Source organism: Micromonospora inaquosa, from assembly GCF_003857055.1.
In the GTDB taxonomy this organism is placed as follows: Bacteria; Actinomycetota; Actinomycetes; order Mycobacteriales; family Micromonosporaceae; genus Micromonospora; species Micromonospora inaquosa.
On the sequence record NZ_QGSZ01000205.1, the window covers coordinates 1 to 9,754 of the forward strand.

Annotated in this window: 7 protein-coding genes and 1 pseudogene; all 8 read left to right on the forward strand. The window is 74.1% G+C overall.

Features of this window, described 5'->3' with window-relative positions; translation table 11 throughout:
* Positions 1–2,297, forward strand: a 2,297-nt coding sequence (locus DLJ59_RS15040; RefSeq protein ID WP_124773141.1) for a tetratricopeptide repeat protein, incomplete at its 5' end; no start/stop codon positions are given.
* Positions 2,298–2,333: 36 nt separating this feature from the next.
* Positions 2,334–3,941: a hypothetical protein gene (locus tag DLJ59_RS15045; protein ID WP_124773143.1), complete on the forward strand. Its 1,608-nt coding sequence runs from the start codon at positions 2,334–2,336 to the stop codon at positions 3,939–3,941.
* 4 nt (positions 3,942–3,945) lie between these two features.
* Positions 3,946–4,764 carry a hypothetical protein gene (locus DLJ59_RS15050; protein ID WP_124773145.1) on the forward strand — a complete coding sequence of 273 codons (819 nt, stop codon included), beginning with the start codon at positions 3,946–3,948 and terminating at the stop codon, positions 4,762–4,764.
* 163 nt (positions 4,765–4,927) lie between these two features.
* A complete protein-coding gene (locus tag DLJ59_RS15055; protein ID WP_158630837.1) occupies positions 4,928–6,106 on the forward strand; it encodes an FAD-dependent oxidoreductase in 1,179 nt (392 codons plus the stop codon).
* A 5-nt stretch (positions 6,107–6,111) separates the two neighbouring features.
* Complete coding sequence (locus DLJ59_RS15060) at positions 6,112–7,386, forward strand: NAD(P)/FAD-dependent oxidoreductase (RefSeq protein ID WP_124773148.1); 1,275 nt, start codon at positions 6,112–6,114, stop codon at positions 7,384–7,386.
* Positions 7,383–8,114: a DUF1365 domain-containing protein gene (locus DLJ59_RS15065; RefSeq protein WP_208648701.1), complete on the forward strand. Its 732-nt coding sequence runs from the start codon at positions 7,383–7,385 to the stop codon at positions 8,112–8,114. The genes DLJ59_RS15060 and DLJ59_RS15065 overlap by 4 nt, the downstream gene beginning before the upstream one ends.
* Complete coding sequence (locus DLJ59_RS15070) at positions 8,111–9,397, forward strand: class I SAM-dependent methyltransferase (RefSeq protein ID WP_244236032.1); 1,287 nt, start codon at positions 8,111–8,113, stop codon at positions 9,395–9,397. The genes DLJ59_RS15065 and DLJ59_RS15070 overlap by 4 nt, the downstream gene beginning before the upstream one ends.
* Positions 9,394–9,754 (forward strand): annotated as a pseudogene (locus tag DLJ59_RS37410) (SAM-dependent methyltransferase); the annotation flags it as partial. The gene DLJ59_RS15070 and the pseudogene DLJ59_RS37410, both read left to right, overlap by 4 nt.

Genomic DNA, 9,754 nt, shown 5'->3' on the forward strand with positions numbered 1-9,754 from the left:
GCCGTCTACAGCGCACCGCCCTCGTCTCCACCCGCCCACCCGTGGACCGGCTCACCGTCGAGCCGGAGCTGCGCGGACGGGACGGGTTCGTCGCCGACCTGGTCGCCGGGCTAGAACCCGACGACGCCCCTGGCCCGCGTCCCGCGTACGTGCTGCACGGCCTCGGCGGTTGCGGCAAGACCATGCTCGCCCTGGCCGTCGCGCAGCGCGCCATGGCGCGCGGGATCCGAACCTGGTGGGTCTTCGCTGGCGGCGCGGAAAGCGTCTGGGCGGGCATGCTGGCCCTCGCCGCCGAACTGGGCGCGAACGCGGAGCAGTTGAGCCTCGGCAGCTCACCCGACCTGCTGTGGCGTCTGCTGGACGCGCAGACCGAACCGTGGCTGCTGATCATCGACAACGTCGACGACCCCCGCGGCGGGCTCGCCCTTCCGGGCAGCGAGCTGACCGACGGTACCGGCTGGCTGCGCCCGGTCAACGGCCGGCGCGGCATGGTCCTCCTGACGACCCGTGACGGCCGCGACGCCACCTGGGGCGACCCGCCGCCGCCGTGGTTGCGGTTGGTGCCGGTCGGCCCGCTTTCCCATCGCGACGGCGGAGCGGTACTCACCGGCCTCGCCGGCCCGGACGCGGGCACCCAGGAGGACGCCGAGCACCTCGCTGAACGCCTCGGCGGCCTGCCGCTGGCGCTGCGGCTCGCCGGGCGGTACCTCGCCCAGGCCGGCCGCCTCCCTCCAGCCATCGCCGGCCCGCGTCCGGTGCACACCTACCGCGCGTTCGCCGAGGCGCTCGACGACGGCCGCCACGACGAGCTCTTCACCGGCCTGTCGGAGGCCACCGGTTCCGCCGACCGCCGCGCCCGGGACCTGATCGGCCGCGCCTGGGAGCCGGCGCTGGATCTCCTCGGCCAGCAGCGGGTCGCGCACGCCCGGCCGATGCTGCGCCTGCTCGCCTGCTTCGAGCCCGGGCCGGTGCCGCACGGCCTCGTGCTGGTGTCGAAGCTGCTGGCCGACTCGCCGCTGTTCCTAGGCGCCGACCGGTACCAGGTGTGGGAGGCGCTGCGCGCCCTGACCGGCCTCGGGCTCGTCGAGGTCGCCCGTACCGAGGCGACAGATCCCGCCCTGGCCACCACGATCGCGATCCATCCGCTGGTCCGCGAGACGTCCCGCCAGCAGCCCGATCTGCACGTCGACGTGCACCGCTACCTCGAGCTTCTCGCGCGGCTGCTCAACCGGGTGACGGCGTCGCTCGACCCGCGCGACCTGACCACCTGGGAACGCTGGCAGGCGCTCGCCGAGCACTGTCAGAGCCCGCTCGGCCTGGTCGAGGAGTACCGGATCGACGCCTGGGACGTCCCGCCGGACTTGCTGACCCCGGCCATCCAGGCCACCCGGTTCCTGCGGGCCACCGGCCAGCTCCGCCGCGCCGCGGCCGCGCAGCAGCGGATGCTGCGCATCGGGCGCCGGGTGTTCGACCCGGAGCACCCGCAGATGCTCGGCGTCGCCCACGAACACGGTCGGGTGCAGTACGACCTGGGCCGGCTCGACACCGCGGCGCGCGAGCTGCGGACCGTCCTCGCCGCCCGGCAGCGCGTGCTCGGCCCGGACGACCCCGACACCCTGACCACCCAGCATTACCTGGCCCGCGTGTTACGCGATCGCGGCGAGCTCGGCCGGGCCGAGCGGCTACTGAGCCACACGCTGCAGAAGCGCAGGATGGTCCTCGGCGAGGAGCACCCGGACACGCTGACCACCCGCAACGTCGCAGCCGACGTGCTGCGGGCCCGCGGCCGGCCCGACCTGGCCGGGCCCGAGCTCGACGCGGTGCTCGCCGCGCAGGCGCGGGTGCTCGGCATCGAGCACCCGGCGGCGCTGGTCACCCGGTACCACCGAGCGTTGCTGTGGCGCGACCGGGGCGATCTGCAAGCCGCCGCCGACGGCCTCGCCGAGCTCGTTGACGTCAGCCGCCGGGTGCTCGGCGCCGAGCACCCGCGCACGCTCACCGCGCTGCAGGCGCTCATCGACGTCCGGTACGACCTCGGCGCCCTCGGCGAGGCTGAGACCGCGGCCCGGTCGCTGTTGGACGTGCGGCGGCACAACCTCGGCGACGACCACCCGGCCACCCTCGCCACCCGCCACCGGCTGGGCCAGATCCTGGTCCGGCGCGGCGACTACCGGATGGCGGACCACGAGCTCAGCGCCACCCTGGAGGGCCGGCGCCGGGTGCTCGGTCCGCGACACCGCGACACCACCGCCACCCGCGCCGATCTCGACGCACTGCGACAGCGCCCGGTCGGCTGATCCGGCCGGGCGGACCGACGAGGAGAGTACGACGACATGGAACCCCCGATCGACCGGAATCTGGCCGGCAAGCTGGGCGCGTCGGCCGCGACTGCGCTGGCCGAGTCGGCGACGCTGCGTGGCGTGCGGTACCGCTACGCCGGCTGGTTCGTCAATGGCCGCTCGACCGCGAACGTCGCGGCCGTCTACGAGGTCGGGCTCCGACCGGCCCGCAAGCTGATCCTCAAGCACGACGTGGCCGACAGCGCCCAACTCCACCTCGCCGAGTTCGCCCGCCACCACGCCGCGTGGGCTGACGCGCCGGACTTCGCCGAACGGCACCTGACCGCCCCGGACGGCGAGCCGATCCGGGTCGGCGATGGCTCCTGGATCACGTTCCAGGAGGTCGTCGGCGGCAGCTTCGTGGACTACCGGGTCCTGTCGGCCCTGTTGGCCGGCGTGCCGCAGGCGAAGGTGGCAGGAGTCGACCCCCGCCTGGTAAGTGCCTGCGACCGGGGCAGCTTCGCCGACGTCTGCACGGCGGTCGTGCGCGGGCTGCTCGCCGACTGGGCCGGCAAGCCCACGTTGCACGAGGTGCCCGTCGCCGAGGTCCTGCGCCGGCACCTGCTGCACCGCCTGACGCCGGGTCAGGCCCTGCACGCGGAGGCGGCCCGGTGGCCCGAGCGCTGGCTGACCCTCCCCGACGAGCCGCGCCCACTGCCCAACCCGTTCGCGCTGATCCATGACCCGGCGCTCACCGCTCGGCTGGCGCCGGTGCAGCTGGTGGTCGGGCGGGCGCACGGCGACCTGCACCCCGAGAACATCCTGGTCCGCACGAAGTTCGACCCCGGCGACTACCACCTGATCGACCTTTCCCGGTACGAGCCGGACGCACCCCTGACCCGTGACCCGGTCCAGCTCGTGCTGACGATCCTCGACCGCACCATGGATGAGCGCAGCGACCAACAGCGCGAGCTGCTGCTTGACCTGCTGATTGGCGGTACCGCCGACGCCCGCGACATGCTACCGAAGTGGCTGCCTGAGTTCGTGGACCGCGTGCGCGACGTCCAGCTCGACTGGATCCGCCCGTACGGCCTGATCGACGAGTGGCGGCAGCAGACGCTGCTGTCGCTGTCCGCCTGTGCGCTGATGTTCCTCGGCCGCCCCACCACCGCGCCCGCGCACCGGGAGTGGTACCTGCGCCTGGCGGCCCGGGCCGCCGCCGCCTACCTCGACAGCGTCGGTGACACCAGCCTTGCCCCTGAACCCGGCACCGCAGCGACCACCGTCACCCACCGGGCGACCGACGCCGGCGCGCACGTCGACACCGACCCCGTATCGCTGCTGTGCGCGAACCTGCCGGCGATTCGGGAGGCGGCCAGCCGACGCGGGCTGCACGGCGATGTGGACGCCCTGGTGATGCGGGCCCGCCTCGACGGCGACATTGCCGCCGACTACACCACCCTCATCCGCCGCCTGTTCGCCGACGACGAAGACGTACGCCACGGGCTCACCGGATTCGGCGGCGGTACCCCCGTGGTCGGCGAGGTCTTCATCTGCCCGCTGGAGCGGCGGCCCTGCGGTCGGGAGGCGCGCCGTCCGCCGAGCGGCGGGGCACCGCGGTGCCCGGTGGAGGGCAAGACCATGACCCAGACGCTGCGGTAGCCCGATGACGGACAGCGGCGAGTACGGGAGGAGGCCGGACCGGTGGCGGCCGGCGCTCGGGCCGCTCGGCGCGGTCTGGGTGGCTGGCGCCGCCTTCGCCATCGCGCCCTGCCACGACCCGCGCCGACTCGACCTAGCGTCAAACGCCGCCGACGGATGGCCGCCTGCGGCGTCCGCCGCCGCCGCGTTCGTGCTGGTGTGGGCGGCGATCGGGCTGCTGGTTCCGCTTCTCGCGGAGCCGATCGCGGCGCTGTGGCTCGGGCAGTGGCCGATCGGGGCGGGCGCGCTCACCGCCCGACGGCGTGAGCGCTGGAGCAGGGCCGATCAGCTGGTCGACCGCCTCGCGTCGGAGGGCGCGTCCGCCGAGTCGCAGGCGCGTGCGGTGGCCCGGCGGACGGCGATCGCCCCGGCTCCGCCGCGCCGGCCCACCTGGATGGGAGACCGCTGGTTCGCCGTCGAACAGCGGATCGCCGGGGCGTACGGCCTGGACCTGGTGACCGTCTGGCCGCGGCTGTGGCTCGCCCTGCCCGAGCCGGCCCGGGCCGAGCTGCGGGCCGCCAAGGCCGGTTGGGACCGCAGCGCGCAACTCGCGGCGTGGGCCGGGGCGTTCGCCGCCCTCGGGCTGGCGTGGTGGCCGCCGCTCTGCGTCGCGGCCGTCCTGGGCGTTGCCGGCTGGCTACGTGGCCGGGCCGCCGTCGCCTATCGGGCCGACCTGATCGAGGCGGCGTTCGACCTGCACGCCGCCCGGCTACCGGGCCTCCTCGTCGGCCTCGACACCGATGCCGGCCGCCGCCTCAGCGCCCACCTACGCAAGGGCACCTGATCGCCGCGACCGCGCCACCCGGCCTGTTCGGCCCGGTACGGCCCCCGTCCGGGCTCTGTCCGGACCGGGCCGCCGCTCTGTCGCCGCCCCCGCATCCGCCGCTTTCCTGTGGGCGTCGAGGCCCCAGCCAGACCGGCCGGGCCCCCACCACCGGGAGGCAGGCGTGCGCGTCGCCGTTGTCGGATCGGGAATCTCCGGGCTGAGTTGTGCCTTCTACCTCGCCGAGCACCCTGGCGTCGAGCTCGTGGTGTACGAGCGGGACGACCTGTTTGGCGGACGCGCCAACACCACCGCGGACGGGGAGCACTGCCCGCGCATTTTCCTCGACGACTACAACACCCTCCTCGACATCCTGCGCCGCATCGTCGGCCCCGACGGGCGCAGCATCCACGACCACCTGCGGCCGCTGCGGCGGTTCAGCTACATCCAGCGCTACGGCTGGGTCGAGGTGTCCCACCTGTACCGGGTGTTCGCCAAGGAGATCCCACTGGGCCAGCGGCTACGGATGATTCGGCGGCCACGCTCGCCTCTCGTCGCGGAACAGCACCCCGGCGCGAACGCCAACCGCTACGGCTCGCTAAGGAACTACTCGCGGCTCTCGCTGCTGCGCATGGCGATGAGCCTGCTGCGGTCCCGGACCGCCTACGCGTTCGACGGGCCGACCCGGACCTACCTGGTGGAGCCCTGGGTTCGGCACCTGACCGAGCGGGGCGTCGCGTTCCGGGCCGGGTGCCAGGTGATGGCGTTGACGCCGACGCCGGGCGGGATCGCGGTGCGTGCCGCCGGCGGCACGGATCTCTTCGACGCCGTCGTCGTGACCGCGTTCGTCCCCGACGTCATCCCGCTGCTGGCCGCCTCAGGCCTGCCATCGGAGGTGGGGCACGTCAACCACACACACTGCAAGGCCTTCACCGTCGAGCTGGACCCCGCCGAGCCGATCCTCACCGTGGCCGGGCCCGCGATGTACTGCCGCGATGGCATCAACATCGTGCTGCAGTCCGGTCACCGCCGCTGCATCGTGTTGGTGACCCGGGCGGCGAGTACCGCCGACGACTTCGTTCTCGGCAAGGTGCGCGACCTCCTCGGCCTGCAGCATCCGTTCCGGGAGGTCCGGGCGCGGGACAACCAGTTGCCCCGCGAGGCGGTGTACGCGGCCAGCTACCTGCGGCCGGAGGCCGTCCTGCCCCGGCCCGTGCCGGGCTTGTACCTCGCTGGGTCCTACCTGCACAACAGCTACCCCGTCGACTCCGGCGAGGGCGCCGCCCGCACGGCGCTCGCCGCCTATCGGCAGATCCGCCACGCCTACGACCTCGCGACGGCGCCGGCCGGCAGGGCCGGGTGAGCCCGATGGCCGACTCCCCGCGCCGTATCGCCGTCGTCGGCGCCGGCGTCGCCGGGCTCACCGCGGCCCACCTCCTGCAGCGGGTGGCAGACGTGACGCTCTACGAGGCCGACGACCGCCTGGGCGGCCACGCCCATACCCACGACGTGCCCACCGCCGACGGCGTGCTGCCCGTCGACTCCGGCTTCATCGTCCACAACGAGCGCACCTACCCACTCCTCGGCCGACTCTTCGCCGAGCTCGGCGTCGCCACCCAGCCGGCTGCGATGAGCATGTCGGTGCGGTGCAACGGCTGCGGGCTGGCCTACGCCGGCTCACGTGGCCCGGCCGGGCTGCTGCCGCGGGGGGACCTCGCCTCCCGCGGCCGCTACCTGACCCTGCTCGGCCAGGTGCCACTGTTCTACCGCCAGGCTCGCCGGCTGCTCTCCGAGCCACCGGCGCCCGGCGCGCCGGAGCCGACCCTCGGCGAGTTCCTGGCGAAGGGCCGGTACTCCCGCTACTTCGTCGACCACTTCGTGGCCCCGCTCGTGGCGGCCGTGTGGAGTTGCGGGCCGCAGCTGGCGACCGACTACCCGGCCCGGTACCTGTTCGCGTTCCTCGCCAATCACAGCATGCTCCAGGTGAGCCGCTCCCCCGGCTGGCGGACGGTGCGCGGCGGGTCGCGCGCGTACGTCGAGGCCGTCGCCGCGAAGCTCCGGACCGTACGCACCGGCGCCGCCGTCCGCGCGGTGCACCGGCACGCCGACGGGGCCACCGTCCGCGACGTCACCGGCGCGGCACGGGACTTCGACGGCGTGGTCATTGCGACGCACGCCGACCAGGCGCTACGCCTGCTGGCCCCGGCCACCCGACGGGAACGCGAGCTGCTGGGCACCTTTGCCTACGCCCGCAACGAGGCGGTGCTGCACACCGACGGCTCGGTGCTGCCGGGCCGCGCGGACGTGCAGGCCGCCTGGAACTACACCCAGCCGACCTGCCGCCCGGCGACCGGCGGCGTCCGGATCAGCTACTGCATGAACCGGCTGCAGTCGCTGCCGACCGCCACGCCGGTGGTGGTGACCCTCAACGCCGGCGACACCGTCGCGCCCGAGCGGGTGCTGGCCCGGATGGAGTACGAGCACCCGATCTACACCCGGCAGGCCGTCGAGGCCCAGCGCGGGCTGCCGGAGCTCAACAGCGGCGGTGTCGCCTTCGCCGGCGCGTACCACGGCTGGGGTTTCCACGAGGACGGCTGCCGATCCGGTGTCGCGGCGGCCGCGTACTGGGGGGCCGTGTGGTGAGCGGGGCCTACCTGTATCAGTGCGAGCTGCGGCACCTGCGGCTGACGCCGGTCCGGTACGGCTTCCGGCAGCGCACCTACCTGTGGCTGGTCGACCTCGACGCCCTGCCGGCCCTGCCGTGGTGGCTACGCGGACTCGCCGGCTTCCACGCCGAGGACCATCTCGGCCCCACCGGCACGACATTGCGCGCGGGCGTCGAGGAGTTCCTGGTCGCGCATGGGATCGACCTGCACGGCGGACGGATCAGAATGCTCGCCCACGCGCGCGTGCTCGGCTACGTCTTCAACCCCCTCACCCTCTACTGGTGCTGCTACCCCGACGGCTCGCCGGCCTGCGTGATCGCCGAGGTCCACAACACCTACGGCGGACGGCACCGGTACCTGCTGCGCCCGGACGGCCGGGGCCGCGCCGAGGTGAACAAGCGCTTCCCCGTCTCGCCGTTCTTCCCCGTCGACGGCTCCTACCAGATCCGCGTGCCGCCACCCGGCGAGCGGCTCGCCGTCGGCGTCACCCTGCGCCGCAACGGCACCACCACGTTCGTCGCCGGCCTCACCGGCCGTCGCCGTCCCGGCACCCCCGGCGGTCTGCTGCGCCTGGCCGCCCGTCACCCGCTGGCCACAGTGGCCGTGAGCGCCGGCATTCGGTTCCACGGCATCCGGCTCTACCTACGTGGCCTGCCGGTCCACCCGCACGCCGCGAGCGCCCTGACCGACGAGGAGGAGAAGTGAGCATCCGAGATTCCGTGCCCGCCGTGCGAGACACGACCGCCGCCTGGTGGCGGCCGCCGGACACGCTCCCGCCCGCCCCGATCCGGCGGCGACTGACCCGGTTCGCGGTCGCGCCGATGGCGCGCCGGCTCGGCATCCGAGTCATGCTGCCCGACGGGCGCGTGCTCGGTGGGACGGACCAGCAGACCCCGCTGATGCGCCTGAACCGTCCAGAGGCTCTCTACCGCCGCTTCGGGGCGTTCGGGCCGATCGGGTTCGGCGAGTCGTATCAGGCCGGCGAGTGGGACGCCGACGATCTGGCCGCCCTGCTGACCACCGTGGCCGGGCACCTTCGGTCGATCGCCCCGAAGCCGGTGCTGTGGCTGACCAGATTCCAGGCCCGCGGTCGCCGTTCGCTGGAAACCCGCAACACGCCCTGGGCGGCGGCCCGCAACGTCCGGCACCACTACGACCTGCCGGAGGAGCTGTTCGCGCTGTTCCTCGACGAAACCATGACCTACTCGGCGGCAATCTTCCCCACCGACGCCGCCGGCCGGCCGCAGGCAGACGAGGCGCAGCTCCCGGCGGCCCAACGCCACAAGATCGACCGGCTTCTCGACCTGGCCGGCGTGGGGCCTGGCATCCAACTGCTGGAGATCGGTACCGGCTGGGGCGCCCTTGCCGTCGCCGCCGCTCGCCGCGGCGCACACGTGCACACCGTCACGCTCTCGGTCAACCAGTGCCGGGCGGCACGAATGCGGGCGGCCGAGGCGGGCGTCGCCGACCGCGTACGGGTCGAGCTGTGCGACTACCGCGACATCCGCCCCCACCGCGCCGGCGGCTACGACGCCATCGTCAGCGCCGAGATGCTCGAGGGCGTGGGCGGCGAGTTCTGGCCCGACTACTTCACCGCGCTCGACCGCCTGCTGGCGCCCGGCGGCCGGGCGGCGATCCAGACCATCACCATGCGCCACGACGACATGCTCGCGACCCGGGCGAAGGACACCTGGATCCACCGGTACATCTTCCCGGGCGGCCTCATCCCGTCGGTGTCCGCCATTGAGGCGGCCTGCCGCCGGCACACCCGGCTGCGGGTTCACCGGGTCGGCTCCTACGGTTCGCACTACGCGGCCACGCTGCGGCTGTGGCGGGAACGGTTCGACCGCCACGCCGACGACGTCGCCGCCCTCGGCTTGGACCGGGCGTTCCAGCGCACCTGGCACCTCTACCTGGCGTACTCCGAGGCCGGCTTCGCCGCCGGTCACCTGGACGTCGAGCACCTCCTGCTGGACCGGGCGTCATGACCGCCGAGACGGCACCACCACGGCCCGACGCGGGCGTTGCCAACCGGTTTCTGGAGCTGGCGCAAGCCGCGACCGGGCGGACGCCCGCCGTGCGTCTGCGCGCCTGGGACGGCAGCGAGGCTGGACCCCATGGCGTACCGGTAGTCGTGCTGCGCGAGCGCGGCCTGCTGCGCCGCCTACTGTGGCACCCGAACGAGCTCGGCCTGGCCCGAGCTTACGTCGCCGGCGAGATCGACGTTGACGGCGACCTCGGCGACGCGCTGCTCCGGGTCCGCGCCGAGGCGGCCGCCGTCCGCCGCGCGCCGTGGCGGGTCCGTGCCGGGGTCGGCGCCCGGGCCGCCGCGCTCGCCGAGCAGG

What these genes read in the sequence shown, in the direction of transcription:
- DLJ59_RS15045 (WP_124773143.1), top strand. Translation starts at nt 2,334, where the DNA reads ATGGAACCCCCGATCGACCGGAATCTGGCCGGCAAGCTGGGCGCGTCG.
- DLJ59_RS15050 (WP_124773145.1), top strand. Translation starts at nt 3,946, where the DNA reads ATGACGGACAGCGGCGAGTACGGGAGGAGGCCGGACCGGTGGCGGCCG.
- DLJ59_RS15060 (WP_124773148.1), top strand. Translation starts at nt 6,112, where the DNA reads ATGGCCGACTCCCCGCGCCGTATCGCCGTCGTCGGCGCCGGCGTCGCC.